Annotated in this window: 13 protein-coding genes; 5 read left to right on the top strand and 8 right to left on the bottom strand. The window is 68.1% G+C overall.

Translation table 11 applies throughout. The features are described from left to right. Window positions 1–139: 139 nt before the first annotated feature. From ULB03_RS08310 to ULB03_RS08300, 3 genes are all read right to left on the bottom strand, one after another. Entirely contained in the window at window positions 140–1966 is a 1827-nt protein-coding gene (locus ULB03_RS08310) for a DUF885 domain-containing protein (protein WP_322482715.1), read from the bottom strand. Then, window positions 1966–4425 carry a glycoside hydrolase family 127 protein gene (locus ULB03_RS08305; RefSeq protein ID WP_322482714.1) on the bottom strand — a complete coding sequence of 820 codons (2460 nt, stop codon included), beginning with the start codon at window positions 4423–4425 and terminating at the stop codon, window positions 1966–1968. The genes ULB03_RS08310 and ULB03_RS08305 overlap by 1 nt, the downstream gene beginning before the upstream one ends. Window positions 4426–4618: 193 nt before the next feature. Beyond that, window positions 4619–5911: an NAD(P)/FAD-dependent oxidoreductase gene (locus ULB03_RS08300; protein ID WP_322482713.1), complete on the bottom strand. Its 1293-nt coding sequence runs from the start codon at window positions 5909–5911 to the stop codon at window positions 4619–4621. Between the two features lie 97 nt (window positions 5912–6008). On the opposite strand from ULB03_RS08300, the gene ULB03_RS08295 reads away from it, so the two are divergent. Together ULB03_RS08295 and ULB03_RS08290 are read left to right on the top strand one after the other, a co-directional pair. Continuing rightward, window positions 6009–6911 carry a dihydrodipicolinate synthase family protein gene (locus ULB03_RS08295; RefSeq protein ID WP_322482712.1) on the top strand — a complete coding sequence of 301 codons (903 nt, stop codon included), beginning with the start codon at window positions 6009–6011 and terminating at the stop codon, window positions 6909–6911. Between the two features lie 200 nt (window positions 6912–7111). Further along, on the top strand, window positions 7112–8158 hold the full coding sequence (locus tag ULB03_RS08290) for a 4-hydroxyproline epimerase (RefSeq protein ID WP_322482711.1): 1047 nt from the start codon (window positions 7112–7114) through the stop codon (window positions 8156–8158). A 109-nt stretch (window positions 8159–8267) separates the two neighbouring features. Here ULB03_RS08290 and ULB03_RS08285 read toward each other — a convergent pair whose 3' ends face one another. Genes ULB03_RS08285 through ULB03_RS08275 form a run of 3 tightly spaced genes read right to left on the bottom strand, consistent with a single transcriptional unit; the run spans window position 8268 to window position 11738 of the window. Next, complete coding sequence (locus tag ULB03_RS08285; protein ID WP_322482710.1) at window positions 8268–8738, bottom strand: hypothetical protein; 471 nt, start codon at window positions 8736–8738, stop codon at window positions 8268–8270. An 11-nt stretch (window positions 8739–8749) separates the two neighbouring features. Then, on the bottom strand, window positions 8750–9967 hold the full coding sequence (locus tag ULB03_RS08280; protein ID WP_322482709.1) for a M24 family metallopeptidase: 1218 nt from the start codon (window positions 9965–9967) through the stop codon (window positions 8750–8752). Between the two features lie 31 nt (window positions 9968–9998). Beyond that, the gene (locus ULB03_RS08275) at window positions 9999–11738 is read right to left on the bottom strand and encodes a peptide MFS transporter (protein ID WP_322482708.1); all 1740 of its coding nucleotides are present in this window, start codon (window positions 11736–11738) and stop codon (window positions 9999–10001) included. A 304-nt stretch (window positions 11739–12042) separates the two neighbouring features. Between ULB03_RS08275 and ULB03_RS08270 the strand changes: the two genes are divergently transcribed. Together ULB03_RS08270 and ULB03_RS08265 are read left to right on the top strand one after the other, a co-directional pair. Continuing rightward, the gene (locus ULB03_RS08270; RefSeq protein ID WP_322482707.1) at window positions 12043–12705 is read left to right on the top strand and encodes a GntR family transcriptional regulator; all 663 of its coding nucleotides are present in this window, start codon (window positions 12043–12045) and stop codon (window positions 12703–12705) included. Window positions 12706–13121: 416 nt separating this feature from the next. Continuing rightward, a complete protein-coding gene (locus ULB03_RS08265) occupies window positions 13122–13280 on the top strand; it encodes a hypothetical protein (protein WP_322482706.1) in 159 nt (52 codons plus the stop codon). A 28-nt stretch (window positions 13281–13308) separates the two neighbouring features. Here the strand turns inward: ULB03_RS08265 and ULB03_RS08260 are convergent, their stop codons facing one another. Beyond that, the gene (locus ULB03_RS08260) at window positions 13309–13878 is read right to left on the bottom strand and encodes a hydrolase (RefSeq protein WP_322482705.1); all 570 of its coding nucleotides are present in this window, start codon (window positions 13876–13878) and stop codon (window positions 13309–13311) included. A gap of 86 nt (window positions 13879–13964) precedes the next feature. Between ULB03_RS08260 and ULB03_RS08255 the strand changes: the two genes are divergently transcribed. Then, window positions 13965–14624: a TetR/AcrR family transcriptional regulator gene (locus ULB03_RS08255; protein WP_322482704.1), complete on the top strand. Its 660-nt coding sequence runs from the start codon at window positions 13965–13967 to the stop codon at window positions 14622–14624. On the opposite strand, the gene ULB03_RS08250 is transcribed toward ULB03_RS08255, so the two are convergent. After that, the gene (locus ULB03_RS08250) at window positions 14621–16000 is read right to left on the bottom strand and encodes an LLM class flavin-dependent oxidoreductase (RefSeq protein WP_322482703.1); all 1380 of its coding nucleotides are present in this window, start codon (window positions 15998–16000) and stop codon (window positions 14621–14623) included. The two genes, ULB03_RS08255 and ULB03_RS08250, sit on opposite strands and share 4 nt — an antisense overlap. Window positions 16001–16063 lie beyond the last annotated feature (63 nt).

The raw sequence follows: 16063 nt of genomic DNA, 5'->3' as shown, positions 1-16063 counted from the left end.
TGATACACCCACATTCCCTTGAGGGAAAGGCATCATAAGAACAAAACGGGGACGGATGTCGCCATCCGCCCCCGCCTTTTCGTGGTCCCTCAGTCGCCGGGGCCTATAGCGGCGTGGGCATCCCACGCCGCTGCGCACCTCACTGCGCCGGGTACGGGCTCTTGCCCCCCTCGGCGATGAAGCGGTCGATGCGGGCCTCCAGCACCGGCAGGGGAACGCTGCCCAGCTTCAGCACCGTGTCGTGGAAGTTGCGCAGGTCGAACTTCTCGCCCAGCGCCTTTTCCGCCTTGGCCCGGGCCTTCAGGATGGCCATCTCGCCCAGGTAGTAGGACAGGGCCTGACCCGGCCAGGCGATGTAGCGGTCGACCTCGGTCTCGATCTCGTGATCGGCCAGGGCGGTGTTGTCGTGCAGGAACTGCTGCGCCTGCTCGCGCGTCCAGCCCTTGGAATGGATGCCGGTGTCCACCACCAGCCGGGCGGCGCGCCACATCTGGTAGCTCAGCATGCCGAAGCGCTCATACGGCGTCTCATACATGCCCATCTCATCGCCCAGCTTCTCGCAGTACAGGGCCCAGCCTTCGCCATAGGCGGAGATGTAGACCTTCTGCCGGAACTCCGGCTGGTCCTTCTGTTCCGCCGCGATGGGCATCTGGAAGGCGTGGCCGGGGGCGGATTCGTGCAGGGTCAGGGCCGGCAGGGCATACAGGCCGCGCGACGGCAGGTCATAGGTATTGACCAGGTAGACGCCCGGGCCACCCCGCCCTGAGGTGTAGAAGGGCGCGATGTCCGCCGGGACCGGGATGATGGCGAAGCGCTGGCGCGGCAGATAACCGAAATACTGGTCGGCCTTGCCGTCGAACTTCTTGGCGATCCACGCCGCCCGCATCAACAGCTCTTCCGGCGTCTTGGCGTAGAACTGGGGATCGGTGCGCAGGAACTTCAGGAAGGCGGGGAAGTCGCCCTGGAAGTTGGCCTGCTTCATCACGTCCAGCATCTGGGCGTGAATCTTGGCCACCTCTTCCAGGCCGATCTTGTGGATCTGGTCCGCCGTCAGGTCGACGGTGGCGAACTCCTTGATTTTGGACTGGTAATAGGCCTTGCCGTCGGGCAGGGATTCCGCCGCCAGTTCGGTGCGGGCGCCGGGGATGTATTCCTCGCGCATGAACTTCAGCAGCGCCTGGTGGGCGGGCACCACCGACTTGGTGATGGCGGCCACCGCGGCCGCGCGCAGTTCCGCCTGGGTCGCGGCCGGGATGGTGTCCGGCATCGTCTTGAAGGGGGTGTAGTAGACGTTGTCTTCCGGCGTCTTGGCCTCGACCACGTTCACGATGCCGCTGTCACGGCCCGCCAGGGTCACCTTGGGCGGGGTGAAGCCGCGCTTCAGGCCGGCGCGCATGTTCACGATCTGCTCGCCAAAATAACGCGGCATATCGTTCATCTGCCCGATGGCGGCCTTGTACTCCGCCACCGTGTGCAGGGTGCGGCGGGCCCCGCCGGCCATGTTGGACCAGAAGGAGCTGTCGGCGTTCAGCGGCTTCTCATAGTCCTTGAACTTCTGGCTGGCCAGCAGCACCGCCACCTGGTCGCGGTAGATGCCGTAGTTCACCTTGGCCTCGGGCGACAAGTCGGCCTGGGGTATGGCGTCCAGTTCCTTCATGACGCCTTCCCAAACCTTCAGGCGCTTTTCCTGGGTGGCGGCATCGACCTTGGGCAGGCGGTTGGCGGCGGTGTCGCTGCTGTCCTCGTCATCCTCGCCCTTGAACTCCTCCTGACGCCACTTCCATTCCTTGGTGTAGATGGCCTTGAACTGGGCGTCGGCCTTGCTGGCCGCGGCGGTCGCCGCCGCGTGGGCCACGCCGATGACAGGGGCGGTCGCCGTGATTTGGCCGACTGTCAGGACACCGGCGAACAGGGCGGTGCCGACCAGCAAGCGGGCGGCCAAACGGTTGAAAGGCAGGCGGTACATCAGATAGGCGCTCCCTGAGAGGCTGACGCTGCGACGACGCGGCACCCGAAGACGGGGCCCGCGGAATAGCCGGTCTCCGGCTCGAAACGGACGACGACGGTGGACTTGCCCGCCGTCAGGTTGGCGGGGATGGGGTATTCCACATCAAAGAACGCGCCCGGCCGCTCGGCGTCCAGCTTTTGTGTGGCGATGCGGGTGCCGTCGACCAGGATGTGGAACAGGCGCTTGCGCTCATCACCCCAGTACGTGGCCTGCAGCACCAGGGCGCCGGGCCGGACCTTGGCCTTGAACTCGAAGAAGCCGCCGGTGCGCGCATCGCGGCCGTTCCGGCCCCGGTAGGTCACGGGGTAGGAGATCTTGGCCTCCAGCCCATGGTCGCGTTCCGGCTGCATCTCACCCAGGTGCATGACGTCGACGGAGCGCGCCTGGATGTCGCGCTGGTGGGCGGCCTCCTGCGCCAGGGCCGCCTCGGCCGTCTTCCACTGCGCCTCGGTGTAGCGCTTGAAGTAAACGGCCGTGCGGCGGGTGTATTGCTGGTAGAAGGGCTTGAACTCCATGTCGCCCGGCCGGCCGATGCCGGCGGTGCGCCACACCAGGGCGTCGGGCGTCGCCCGCTGGAAACCGTCCAGGACGGAGGCGGACACCAAGGCCGGGGCCGGGCCCTGGAAGGCCTCAGACACCGGGCTGGGCTGGGGCGAGCCGGTGGGCGCCTCGCTCTTGGGCGCCGGGCCCAGATCGGCCGCCAGCACCAGGGGCCCGTGCAGGAAGGCCACGGTGTCGGCGTCGTCGTTGGTTGATTCCAAACGCAGGGCCATGGGCAGGCGCAGGGCGACGGCGTCGCCCGCCCTCCACTCCCGCCGCACGACGGCGTAGCCGTTCCGCAGCGCCAGGTCCTGGGGCTTGCCGTTCACCGCCAGGGTGGCGCCGGCGCACCAGGCCGGGATGCGGAAGCTGACGGCGAAGGCGGCCGGGCGCTTCAACGCCTTCAGCGTCAGCAGCACCGTCTCCCCTTCCGGATAGCGGGTGTCGAGGTCGACCACCGCCCCCCGCTCCGCCCAATTCAGGGTGGACGGGATGTAAAGGTTGACGGCCAGGTCTTCCGCCCCCCGGCGCCAATAAACGCTTTCGCCATGCTTGGCGTGGCTTTCCATGCCGGTGCCCACACAGCACCAGAAATCCTCCGTGGGGGTGGAGAATTCGCGTGCGGAGCCGGACATCAGCGGCGTCATGTAGGTGAACATGCCGGTGGCTGGGTTCTGCTGCGCCAGCACGTGGTTCAGGTGCGCCCGCTCATAGAAATCGAAGTAGTGCGCGTCGGCCTGGCGGGCGTACAGCAGGCGGGTCAGCTTCAGCATGTTGTAGCTGTTGCAGCCCTCGCACGTCTGTTCGGTGATGTGGCGGGAAATGCTGCGCGGTTCCTGGAAATACTCGCGGTCCGCATTGCCGCCGATGACATAGGAATGGTTGGTGGTGACCGTCTGCCAGAAGAAGGCGGAGGCCTTGGCATGGCGTTCCGCCCCCGTCAGCTCCGCCAGGCGGGCCAGGCCGATCAGCTTGGGGATCTGCGTGTTGGCGTGGATGTTGGCCAGCTCGTCCCGCCCCTCCGACAGGGGCACCAACACCTTGGCATGGTAGAGGCGCTCCGCCAGCTTCAGCCAGCGCCGGTCGCCGGTGCGGGCGTACAGCTCGGCGAAGCTCTCGTTGATGCCGCCATGCTCGCAGTCCAGCACCTTCTGCACCTGGTCGTCATTCAGGTGGCTGAACACCTCATCGATGTAGCCGCCCAGCTTGACGGCCACGTCCAGGGCCTGGGTGTTGCCGCACAGGGTCTGGGCGTCGAACAAGCCGGTGTAGAGCTTGTGCCAGTTGTACAGCGGGACCCAGCAGCCGTTGAGGTCGAAGCCGGCGGAGCGGATCTCGCCGCGCCGCAGCTCATCGAACACGACCTTGCCGTCCTCGACGATGTCGCCGCGCTTGCGGGTGAAGCCCGCGACATAGCCGTCGCCCTGGGCCTTCTGGCACTCCGCCAGTTCGGCGACGATGTAATCCACACGCCGCTGGCACTCCGCATCGCCGGTCTGGGCGTGCATGAGCGACAGCGCGCTCAGATAATGGCCCAGGGTGTGGCCGGCGATGGTGTCGGCCTCCCAGCCGCCATAGACCTCGCCCTTGGGCTGAAGCCCGGCGCCGCTGCGGAAGTTGTGCAGCAGGCGGTCAGCCTCCAGGCTGTGCAGATAGGCCAGGTTGGCGTCCACCGCCGCCTTGAAGGGCGATGGCTTCAGCCGCACCGCCGACAGGGGAAAGGGTTGGGCCGTATCGGCGCCCAGCGGCGGCACCAGGGGGGCCGCAACCGCCGGCATCGCCATCAAGGCCGCGGCCGATGCGGCGCCACGCAGAATCGTCCGCCGGGACGGGGTGCCGAAGGATACCCCACGGCCGTCTCCCAGATCGCGCACCATGCTCAAGCCCCTCTGTTTTTGATTTTTGAGTTTTCAGCGCACGCATCAAAGCGTGACGGCACCGCGAGCGACGCCGGCGGCGCAAAGGGACCCAACTGCCATTGGGGTTCAGTGTCGATTTTGGGATACGATATACGATATCGGACCATAGGGAACTACGCCTCCGGTCTTAGGACGGAAGTGGTGGAAACGGTCAGGAGAAACGGTCCAGCGCCATGGCGGGATCGGATGGCGTGCGGCCGGCCACGATATCCGCCATGCGGCGCGCGCTGACCGCCGCCAGGGTCAGGCCCAGGTGCTGGTGGCCACAGGCGGCGTACAGGCCGGGATGGCGTCGGCTGGCGTCCAGGATGGGCAGATAGTCCGGCAGGCTGGGCCGGCAGCCCGTCCATTCGGTACTGTCAGCCCCTGGCGCCATCAGGCCCAGCTCCCGCAAATGATGACGCAACAGGGCGGGGCGGCGGGGGTCCGGCGCGTCGTTGGGCCCGCTGAAGTCGGTGAAGCTGGTGGCGCGCAGGCCCATGGCCATGGGGGTGACGATGACGGTGCGGTTCTCGAACACCACCGGGCGGTCCAGGCCGCCCTCCGGCACCCCGCCAGGGACGACGACATGGTAGCCACGCTCCGCGATCAGGGGCACGCGGTAGCCCAGCGGCTCCAGCAGCGCGCCGGAGTCCACGCCCATGGCCACCAGGACGGCCCCGGCCTCGATGACGCCGCCGTCATGGCGCAGGCGCCACCGGCCGCCATCGGTTTCCAGCGCGCGCACTTCGGCCTTTTCGATGCGCCCGCCCCGGGCGACGAAGGCGGCGGCCAGATCCTGGGTGAGGCCATGGGGGTCGTCGACGTGGCCAGTTCCGGTATAGGTCATCCCGCCGGTGACGCGGGTGCGCAGCGCCGGCGGCAGGTCCGGCCAGTCAGCCGGGGTCGCCCCCCAGGCGGCGACGGGCACGCCCAGGGCCCGGGCGGCGGCCATGGACGCGGCGATGGCGGCCTCAGGGGTGGCGCTTTCCCAGACGCTATGGTGGCCGCGCGTCTGGAAGCGCCCCTCGGCGCCCGTTCCCACCAGCAGGGTGCGCCAGTCCTGGATGACGGTTTCGATCAGGCTGGACAGCACGGCCGTGCCATGGGCATGGGCCCGGGGCAGGCAGGCGGCCAGGAAGTCACGGGCCCATCCCCGCGCCAGGATGGGCAGCGCCCCCTTGCGGATGCCCAGCGGCCCCGTCGCGTCCAGCAACAGGCCCGGCACGCGGCGCAGCGTGGCGAAGGACGCCAGGGGCAACAACTGTTCCGTGGCGATGTGGCCGGCATTCCCGTAAGAACAGCCCATGCCCGGCTGATCCCGATCGACAAGGATGACATCATGGCCGTCGCGCACCAGGGCCAGCGCCGTCGCCGTGCCCACCACGCCCGCCCCCACCACCGCGATGGTGCCGGAACCGGGCCGGAACGGCATGGGTGGGTTGCTGGCATCGACGGAGGACATGTTCAGAGCCCCTTGATTGGATACAATATCCCATTATAATATCGCCAGGAGCGCTTGCCGACAAGCGCGTATGCGGAATCGTGAAAGGTTTTAAGAGATGGCTCTGCCCAACTGGCGCGGTGTGTTCCCCGCGGTGACCACGCAGTTCAACGAAGACCTCAGCATCAACCTGGCGGAAACGCAGCGGGTGATCGACGGGCTGATCCGCGACGGCGTGCACGGCCTGATCATCATGGGCACGGTGGGCGAAAACAACTCGCTGGAACCGGAAGAGAAGCGCCAGGTCCTGGCCGCCGCCAAGGAAGTGACCGCCGGCCGCGTGCCCGTGATCACCGGCGTGTCGGAACTGACGACGCCGCGCGCCGTCGCCTACGCCAAGGATGCGGAGAAGATCGGCGCCGACGGCCTGATGCTGCTGCCCGCCATGGTCTACGTGCCGACCGAGGAAGAGCTGTTCCGCCACTTCGCCGCCGTCGCCGGCGCCTCGGCCCTGCCCATCATGCTGTACAACAACCCGCCGGCCTACCGCGTGGACATCAGCGTGTCGCTGCTGCAGCGCCTGGCGGAGATCCCGACCATCGTGGCGCTGAAGGAATCGGCCCCCGACACCCGTCGCTTCACCGACCTGGCCAATGCCATCGACGAGTCGAAGATGATGCTGATGGCCGGTCTGGACGACGTCGCCCTGGAAGGCCTGCTGCTGGGTGCTAAGGGCTGGATCTCCGGCCTGACCAACGCCTTCCCCAAGGAGTCGGTGGCCCTCTATGACGCCGTCGTCGCCGGCGACCTGGCCAAGGCCCGCGCCATCTACCGCTGGTTCCTGCCGCTGCTGCACCTGGATGCCCGCCACGACCTGGTGCAGAGCATCAAGTTGGCCGAGCAGGTCATGGGCCGTGGCTCCGAGCGGGTGCGTCCGCCGCGCTACATCCTGGAAGGCAAGACCCGCGCCGACGTGATCGCCATGGTCGAGAAGGCGGCGGCCACCCGTCCGAGTCTTTAAGTAGTTGCCTCAAGCGCCGGCGGGGCATCCGCCCCTTGGCTATCCTCGCTGCGCCCTTCGGTACTCGCTCCGGCGCCCGCCGTCGCGGGCTAGCGAGGTTGGAACTGGGGAACCAGTTCCAACCTCGCGAGTCCCCTTAAGTCCCTAGGTCCTAGTACGCGTAGTCCTTAATTCCACCGTCTGCCTCAAGGCCCGATCCCATGACCACCGCCCCCAGTGCCCCGACCGGCGATCCCGTGCTGCCCACCGGCCGCCAGACCTTTGCCTGCATCGACGGGCACACCTGCGGCAACCCTGTGCGTCTGGTCATGGGCGGCCACCCGCCCCTGGTGGGCGCCACCATGAGCGAGAAGCGCCAGGACTTCCTGTCGCGCTTCGACTGGATCCGCACGGCGCTGTGTTTCGAGCCGCGCGGCCACGACATGATGTCGGGCGGTTTCGTCTACCCGCCCTGCAGCCCGGAGGCCGACGCCTCCATCCTGTTCATCGAGACCTCGGGCTGCCTGCCCATGTGCGGCCACGGCACCATCGGCATGGTGACCTTCGCGCTGGAGCACGGCCTCATCCGCCCGCGCACGCCCGGCAAGCTGGTGCTGGACGTGCCCGCCGGCCAGATCGGCGTTGAGTATGAGATGACCGCCGGCAAGGTGACCTGGGTGCGGCTGTTCAACATCGACAGCTTCCTGTTCACCAAGGGCGTCACCATCGAGGTGCCGGAGCTGGGCCCCCTGACCCTGGACATCAGCTACGGCGGCAACTTCTACGGCATCATCGAGCCGCAGGGCGCCTACAAGGGCATCGACCACCTGGGGGCGCAGAAGATCATCCATTACAGCGGCCTGGTGCGGCAGCTCGTGCGCGAGAAGATCACCCCCGTCCATCCGCTGGACAGCACCATCCGGGGCCTGAGCCACGTGATGTGGGTGGACCGGCCCAAGCACCCCGACGCCCACGGCCGCAACGCCGTGTTCTATGGCGACCGCGCCATCGACCGCTCCCCCTGCGGCACCGGCACCTCCGCCCGCATGGCCCACCTGGCCGCCCAGGGCAAGCTCGGCGTCGGCCAGAGCTTCGTGCATGAGAGCATCATCGGCAGCCTGTTCGAAGGCCGCGTGGAAAGCGCCGGCAATCTCGGCGACTTCCCCAGCATCCGCCCGTCCATCAAGGGCTGGGCGGTGCAGACCGGCCTCAACACCATTTACGTCGACCCCACCCAGGATCCGTTCTGGCGTGGCTTCCAGGTCTAAGTCCCGAGCCTGACTTAGACCCTGGTTTTTCCTCCCAAGGCACATCCTCAAGGGCCGGCCCGCAAGGACCGGCCCTTCTTTTATGCGTGGAGAATGAAGGCCGCCCGCCTCAAGTCGGCGTCCAAGCCAACTTTTCCTTACACGCCATGGCACCCCTCGGGTCAATCACCAGCGCGAGTCCAAAGGGACCGTCTGAAAGACAAATGGTGGACGCAATCCCCGCAACCTCAGGCGGAAGCGCTGCGACGACGATAGGCTCTCTCGGAACAGCGACCAGCCGATATGAATGACGGTCGCCGACGGGATTGGAATGAAACTCACCCCAGTCGTAGACGAAGACACCCCGGCCTGCCAAGGCCAGGAAACTGTCTGGCCTAGGGACATCTACCAGGACCGTGGCGAGCGTCGAAACTTCAAGTGCAAGAAGCATCTCTTCCAGAGAGAATGCCGTGAACGCCTCGAAGCCGAAGGCTAAGGCGGGAATGGGGCCCTCCCCCGCAGTGATGAACGCCCCCACCTTCCCTTCCCGATCCGTCGCCACCCACAGACAGTCGATGCCTTCCGGATACCCGTCCGCCATGGGCGGCCGCCTCAGTGATGCAGACTGAAAGGGTTGTCCACATCCGTCGGCGGGGTGGTGAACCAGCGGGGACCGTCCTCGGTCATGTAGACATGGTCCTCGAAGCGCACGCCGAACTTGCCGTAGAGGCACAGCATGGGCTCCACGCTGAAGCACAGGCCGGCCTCCAGCGGCTGCTTGTTGCCGCCGACGATGTAGGCGGGCTCATGCAGGTCCAGGCCCACGCCGTGGCCGGTGCGGTGGGGGCAGCCCGGCACCTGGTAGCCGGGGCCGTAGCCGCGGGACTCCAGGAAGCTGCGGGCGGCCTGGTCCACCGCTTCGCACGGGGCGCCGATCTTCGCGGCGTTGAAGGCCGCCATCTGGGCGTCGCGCTCATCCTCCCACACCCGGCGGTATTCGGGGGTGGCGTGGCCGAAGGTGTAGCAGCGGGTGATGTCGGACTTGTAGCCCTCGATGGCGCAGCCGGTGTCGATCAGGACGGGGTCGCCCTCCTTCAGGAACCACTCGCCGGGGGCGCCATGGGGATAGGCCGTGGCCTCGCCGAACTGCACGGCGCAGAAGGTGTTGCCGCCGTCGGCGCCCAGCGCGCGGTGGGCCTGGCCGATGAAGGCCACCACCTCCGCCGGGGTGATGCCGGGGTGCAGGATGCCGGCGGCCAGGCGGTGGACCTCCAGCGTGATGGCCTTGGCATGGGACAGCAGCGCGATCTCATGCGCCGACTTCACCCGGCGGCAGGCCTCCGTCAGGGGGCGGGCGTCCACCAGGGTGGCCTGGGGCAGGCTTGCGGCCAGGTCGAAGAACACGCCGGCATAGCCCAGGGCGTCGACCGCCACCGTGGCGGAGGCGCCCGACTGCGCCCGCACCAGGTCCGCCACCAGGGCGTAGGCGCTTTCATCCTCCTGCCAGGTGCGGACCTCATCCCCCACGGTGATATGGCCGCGCAGCTTGGGCTCCTCGAACGTCGGGCAGACGTAGACGGGGTCGCCGTCCTTCAGGATCAGCGCCGCCGTCAGACGCTCGCTGGGGTGCCAGTCCAGGCCGGTGAAATAAAGGAGGTTGCTGGACGCCGGCAGCAGCAGGGCATCCACCTTGCGCGCCGCCATGTGGGCCCGCACCGCCTCGATCCGGGCGCGGTACTCCTCCGCCGTGATGGGCTGCACCGCCGCCCGCCGGGACTTCAAGGTCGACAGCACCGCCGGGGCCGACAGCCCCCCTACACCCTTGGTCATGGTTTCAAACCCGTTTCTCTAGGATCACACATCAATCATTCAGGCGGCGCAGCGGCACCACCAGCAGCAACAGCAGCAGGGCCGCGGCGCAGGACCACAGGCCCGCCTTCAGGTACACCGCCTGGTACGAGGCCAATTGCACCGCCGCCGGCAGGCTGCCGTCAACCACCGTCGCCTGCGCCACCAGGGCGCTGAGACGCTGGCCATAGGCCGTGGACAGGAACCACAGGCCGACCAGCAGGCTGGTGATGGCGGGCGGCGACAGCCGGGTGATGGCCGACAGGCCGGTGGGGGACAGGCACAGCTCCCCCACTTCCTGCAGCAGGTAGAGGGACAGCAGCCAGGCCACGCCCACGCGCAGGCCGGCCGGCGTGACCTCGATGCCGAAGGCCAGGGCCAGGAAGCCCAGGCCGACGAACAGCACGCCGAAGCCGAACTTGGTGACGGGGCCCGGGGCGCGCCGCCGCCCATCCAGCCAGCGCCACAGGGCGGCCAGGGGCAGGGCCAGCAGGATGACGAAGGCCTTATCGGGGAACTGCAGCACGGGGGCGGGCACCAGCACCGGGCCGATGTGGCGGTCCGTCCATTCGGCGGCGAAGACGTTCAACGAGGCCGGTCCCTGGTAGAACAGCGTCCAGTACAGCACCGACACCAGCATGAGCAGCAGCAGCAGCGCCAGGTGGCGGCGCTGGCGCGCGTCGCAGGTGCGGGCGAACCAGAAGACGGCGGCCAGGCCCGCCACGGCGGCGATGTCCAGCACATGGCCCACCACCGCCGGACGGTCGACGATTAGCCAGCAGGCCAGCGCCAGGGCGACACCACCGGCCAGGGCGGCGAAACCGCCCGGCAGACCGGCGGCGGCCCGCGGGCCCCCCTGGGCCACCGGCAGTTCGTCCGGCAGCAGGCGGCGGCCCAGGCTGAAGGTGGCCAGCGCCACCGCCATGCCGATGCCGGCCGCCCCGAAGCCCCATTCCCAGCCCAGCACGGCGCCCAGCCAGCCGCAGACGATGCTGCCCATCAGGCCGCCGGCGTTGATGCCCAGGTAGAAGATCAGGAAGCCGCGATCGCGCGCCGCGTGACGGTCGCCGTAGAGCCGGCCGACCAGGGCGGAGATGTTGGGCTTCAGCATGCCCACGCCGGCGGCGATCAGGGCCAGCGACAGGTAGAACAGCCGCAGGCCGCCGGCGTCCGGCGTTTTTTCCAGCCGGCCGCGCAGCGTGACGGGGGCGCCATCGGGGCCGACATAGGTCAGCGCGCGGGCGTCCGCGTCCTCGCCCTGGACGCTGCTCAGGCTGGTGATGACCTGGGCGGTGCCGTTCACCACCACCTGGCGGGCGCCCTCCTCCCCCTCCGCCGGGTAGAGGATGGGACGCTTCAGGTCGTAGGTCGCGTCCGGGGTCACCAGCCGCTCCACCGTCTGCGCCGGCTGCCAGGCCATCAGGCCGTGGCCCATCATCAGCAGGACCGCGCCCGCGCGCACGGCGTGGCGCGCCCCCACCCAGCGGTCGGCGATAAAGCCGCCCAGGACCGGGCACATGTAGACCAGGACGCCGAAGGCCCCCAGCTCGGCATAGGCCGACACCTTGTCCATGGACAGGTGCCACAGCAGGAAGAAGATCAGAATGGATTGCAGGCCGTAATAGGAGAACCGCTCCCAGAACTCGACCGCGAACAGCAGGTAGAGGCCGGGGGGATGGCCGCCGGCCTGATCCTGGGCATCGCGCGTTCCGGCACGCTCCGGCCCGCCTGCCCCCGCTGTCGCTATCCCCATGCCCGATCGTCCCCGTTATCGTTGAATGATGAGCCGGCCGTTCGGCGGACCCTGGCAAGGGGATAGCGTATCGGATACGATATCCAAACTGTCAAGCCCGGCGCCCCGCGACCGACATCATCACCACCCCTTGAGGGTTAGCGACAACTAGACCGGGCTATGCGCCAACTACCCATGGTGCAGTACACGCGAACAGTCTAGCGTGATTTAGAAAATCAATTGCTTTTACAGCCGATTTCAGGCTGTTCAGAGCGAATTCACAGGGCCGCCTTCCAAATCCGCACCCCCGCCAAGAAGCCACCAAATGATCGCACGCGCCAAGATTGAACGGAAATCGCTGTCGGCCCAGGTGGTTGACGCCCTGCGCCAGATGATCCTGAGCGGGGAATATGCGCTGGGCGCACAGTTGCGCCAGGATGAGATCGCGCAAAAGCTGGGCGTCAGCCGCATTCCGGTGCGCGAGGCGCTGCAACAGTTGGAGGCGGAGGGCCTGGTGGCCACCATCCCCTACAAGGGGTCGGTCGTGGCCCAGTTGTCGCCCGCCGAGGTGCGCGAGTATTTCGAGGTGCGCCTGCTGTTGGAAACCGACCTGCTGCGCCGCGCCATCCCGCAGCTGACCGCGAAGCAGATCAAGAAGGCGGAGGCCGTGCTGAAGGACATGCACGCCGCGGAGCCCGGCCGCTGGGGCGCCCTGAACTGGCAGTTGCATGAGTCTTTGTACGAGCCGGCCCAGCGCCCGGTGATGCTGGACATGGTGAAGCGCATCCACGACAGCCTGGACCGCTATGTCCGCCTGCACCTGTCCATGACCCCCGCCATCCATGATCGGTCCATGGATGAGCATGAGCGCCTGGTGGCCCTGTGCCGCGACGGCAAGGGCGCCGAAGCCGTCGACCTGCTGAGCACCCACCTGACCCACGCGCTGGAGGAGCTGGTGGTGTTCCTGGAAGGGCAAGAGGCGGCTTAATTCGCTTTCCTCAAGCGCCGGCGCCGCCATCCGGCGGCTTGTCTATCCTCGCATTTCAGTCCGCTGACGCTCCCCGCAATGCTCCGGCGACCGCAGTCGCTGCCTATTCGTTTTACTTAAGAGGCGGTGGTGACAGTCAAGGCACCGCATAGGCCGAACAATATCCGGCTTCGCCCCGGCCTAAGGCTTAGGCACCACGGACGGCGCCCTTTGGCAGACTGGTAAAGATTTCAGCCGGTTTCTAAAACCAATCCGCGCCATCGCTGGCCAGCGGCGGCGCGAAACCCTTTATGCCAGGGTGATCCCGTCCCCTTCGCATATGCCGGAGGGGGAGCGGCGAAAAGGCTAATTGCGAGTCATTCTTAATATCAGTAATCTGGCCTCACTGTTTCCACCGAGGCGGAAGGGGACCTGCCATGCCGATGCCGGAGATGACGGAAGCGACGCTGGATGAGTTGCTGGCCGAGCCCATCGTGCGCCTGATGATGGCGCGGGATCGGGTGACGGAGGGGGAGATCCGCACCTTGGTTCATGAGACCTGCCCCCTTCTCTTCGCGTTTTTGGTCGCAGCCTGACGCAGGGGCGGGCCGCCCCCCCCCAGCCTCAGCCCAGGGTGATGGCGTCGCTGGTGGTGCAGCGGCCCAGGCGCGGGAAGATGGTCGTCAGGGCGAAGTCCTGCATCTCGGCGCTGAAGGTGGTCATGGCGTCGGTCGGGAACACCAGGGCGTAGCCATGTTCCCAGGCGCCGCGCGCCGTGGATTCAACGCCGATGTTGGTGGCGATGCCGGCCAGGACGATGGTGGTGATGCCCCGCCGGCGCAGTTGCAGATCCAGATCCGTGCCGTAGAAAGCGCCCCACTGGCGCTTGGTGACGATGATGTCACCCGGCTTCACCAAATCCTCATCCAGCATGGCCCAGTTGGCCGGGAAACCGCCCGGCGGCACGGTCATGGCCTGGTCCGTGGGCTGGCGCGGCGCGTCGCTGAAATCAGGCGCGAAAGCCACGCGCACCAGCACCACCGGCGCGTCGGCCGCACGAAACTTCTCCGCCAGCGCCTTGGACCGGGCCAGCACATCCGCGCCGGTGTGCGGCGCCAGGGGCAGGTTGATGATGCCGTGCTGCAGATCGATCAGCACCAGGGCGGTGGTCTTCGGGTCCAGATTGATGCTCATGGCAACCTCTTCGCGGGGGGCGGGGATGGACGGCGGGGTGTCGGGAATGCAAATATGAGGACACCCTCATGAAAAGATTTATGAGAATGTCCTCACAAAAGTCAACCACCGACACCGCCGCGCCTATTGCCGCATCGCCGGAAGGCACGCCCCCCGCCGGACCCAAGATGCCAAGCCGCGAGCGGGGCCGTGCCCGCGTGGCCGCCCTGCTGGCCGCCGCCAGCGCCGTGTTCGCGGAAAAGGGCTATGACGCCGCCACGATGACGGAGATCGCGGCCCGGGCGGGCGCGCCCATCGGCTCGCTCTACCAATTCTTTCCCACCAAGGCCGTGCTGGCCGATGCCCTGCTGGCCCGGTACGCCGACGCGCTGGTGGCCTTGCTGGCGGATCTGGAGTCGCGCGCCGCCGCCCTGTCCCCCGCCGCGCTGGCGGCGGCCCTCCTGGCCGTGCTGCCCAGCCTGAAGGTGGAACGCGCCGCCGCCTTTGCCCTGATCGACGCCCGGCCGGACATGGTGGCGCAACAAGGGCAATTGCGCGCCCGCCTGCGCCAAGGCATCGCCGCCGTCCTGCGCGCCAAGTCCCGCGCCCTGCCGGCGGAGCGGGCGGCCACCATGGCCGTCACCCTGTTGCAGATGATGAAGGGGGCCGCCGCCCTGGGCGACGAGCCCGACCTGGCGCTGGGGCGGGAGGCCCAGGCGGGCCTGGTCCACGCCGCCGGCCTGTTCCTGACGGACGCGCTGGCTTAACCCCGCCAGCGCCGGCTGGCGCCGGGATGCGTGTCGGGCAGCCGGGGGCTGCGTGACCGGCCACCGGGGCTGGACAATTTTTCCCGCAACGTGCCGGGGGCGTAGGCGGTCTTGTAGGCGCCGCGCCGCTGCAACTCCGGCACCACCAGGTCGATGAAATCGGCGAAGCATTCCGGCGTCACCGTGCGCGCCAGGATGAAACCGTCCACGTCCGCCTCCTCCACCCAGGCCATCAGTTCATCCGCCACCGTGGCCGGCCCGCCGACGATGGGAACCTGCCGGCCGCCCAGGCTCAGCCCCTCCACCAGACCGCGCCGGGTCAGCACCTTGTCCGGCCGGCGGGCGGCCTGGTTCTCGATGTTCGAGGTCACCGCCTGGCTTTGCCCGGCATGGATGGGTTCGTCCCAGTCCCGGGCGGCGAAGTCGATGCCCAGGGAGGCGGAGGCGTGGGCCAGCGCGCCCTCCACACTGGCGCAGCGGTCATAGTCCGCCCGCTTGGCCTGGGCCAGGGCGTCGGTCTCCGCCACCACCACCGTGGCGCCGACGAACACCTTCAGGTCGGCGGGATCGCGCCCCAGGCGGCGGGCCAGGCCGCGCAGATCGGCCACCAGGCGGGCGACATGCGGCTTGGGACCGCCATTGACGAAGACGCACTCGGCATGGGCGGCGGCGAACCGGCGTCCCCGGTCCGACGACCCCGCCTGGTACAGGACCGGCGTGCGCTGGGGCGACGGCTCGCACAGATGCGCGCCTTCCATCCGGAAATGGGGGCCGTGGTGGCGGACGGGGCGGACGCGGGCCGGATCGGCGTAGACGCCGGCCGCGCGATCCCGCTGCACGGCGTCGTCCGCCCAACTGCCTTCCCACAGTCGGTAGACGACGTCCATATACTCCTCAGCCACGGCATAGCGGTCATCGTGCGCCGCCTGACCATCCAGGCCCAAGGCACGGGCGGCGCTGTCGAGATAGCCGGTGACGATGTTCCAGCCGACACGGCCGCCCGTCAGGTGGTCCAGCGTGCTCATGCGGCGGGCGAAGGTGTAAGGCGGCTCGTAACTCAGATTGGCGGTGACGCCGAAGCCCAGATGGGTGGTGGCCGCCGCCATGGCCGGGACCAGCAGCAGCGGATCGCCCACCGGCACCTGCACCGCCGCGCGCACCGCGGCGTCCGGCCCGCCTTGGTAGACGTCGTACACCCCCAGGATGTCCGCCAGGAACAGGCCGTCGAACAGGCCGCGCTCCAGTGTGCGGGCCAGGTCCATCCAATAGGCAAGGTCGGTGTATTGCGTCGAACGGTCGCGCGGGTGGCGCCACAGGCCCTGATGGATATGGCCGACGCAGTTCATATCGAAGGCGTTGAGGCGGATCTGCTTCATGGGCGGGCGTCCGATGGACCGTGAGACGGGGGCGGGCACGGCCATGATGGCAAGTCGACCACA

Source organism: Nitrospirillum goiasense (assembly GCF_034427435.1).
GTDB lineage: Bacteria > Pseudomonadota > Alphaproteobacteria > Azospirillales > Azospirillaceae > Nitrospirillum.
Note: the sequence above shows the minus strand (reverse complement) of the source record. Positions and strands in the feature narration are given on the sequence as shown.

Excerpts from the sequence above, each read along its gene's own strand:
- ULB03_RS08300 (WP_322482713.1), bottom strand. The coding sequence starts at position 5,911 with ATGTCCTCCGTCGATGCCAGCAACCCACCCATGCCGTTCCGGCCCGGT.
- ULB03_RS08260 (WP_322482705.1), bottom strand. The coding sequence starts at position 13,878 with ATGAGCATCAATCTGGACCCGAAGACCACCGCCCTGGTGCTGATCGAT.
- ULB03_RS08290 (WP_322482711.1), top strand. The coding sequence starts at position 7,112 with ATGACCACCGCCCCCAGTGCCCCGACCGGCGATCCCGTGCTGCCCACC.
- ULB03_RS08250 (WP_322482703.1), bottom strand. The coding sequence starts at position 16,000 with ATGAAGCAGATCCGCCTCAACGCCTTCGATATGAACTGCGTCGGCCAT.
- ULB03_RS08270 (WP_322482707.1), top strand. The coding sequence starts at position 12,043 with ATGATCGCACGCGCCAAGATTGAACGGAAATCGCTGTCGGCCCAGGTG.
- ULB03_RS08305 (WP_322482714.1), bottom strand. The coding sequence starts at position 4,425 with ATGGTGCGCGATCTGGGAGACGGCCGTGGGGTATCCTTCGGCACCCCG.
- ULB03_RS08295 (WP_322482712.1), top strand. The coding sequence starts at position 6,009 with ATGGCTCTGCCCAACTGGCGCGGTGTGTTCCCCGCGGTGACCACGCAG.
- ULB03_RS08255 (WP_322482704.1), top strand. The coding sequence starts at position 13,965 with ATGTCCTCACAAAAGTCAACCACCGACACCGCCGCGCCTATTGCCGCA.
- ULB03_RS08285 (WP_322482710.1), bottom strand. The coding sequence starts at position 8,738 with ATGGCGGACGGGTATCCGGAAGGCATCGACTGTCTGTGGGTGGCGACG.
- ULB03_RS08310 (WP_322482715.1), bottom strand. The coding sequence starts at position 1,966 with ATGTACCGCCTGCCTTTCAACCGTTTGGCCGCCCGCTTGCTGGTCGGC.
- ULB03_RS08280 (WP_322482709.1), bottom strand. The coding sequence starts at position 9,967 with ATGACCAAGGGTGTAGGGGGGCTGTCGGCCCCGGCGGTGCTGTCGACC.
- ULB03_RS08275 (WP_322482708.1), bottom strand. The coding sequence starts at position 11,738 with ATGGGGATAGCGACAGCGGGGGCAGGCGGGCCGGAGCGTGCCGGAACG.
- ULB03_RS08265 (WP_322482706.1), top strand. The coding sequence starts at position 13,122 with ATGCCGATGCCGGAGATGACGGAAGCGACGCTGGATGAGTTGCTGGCC.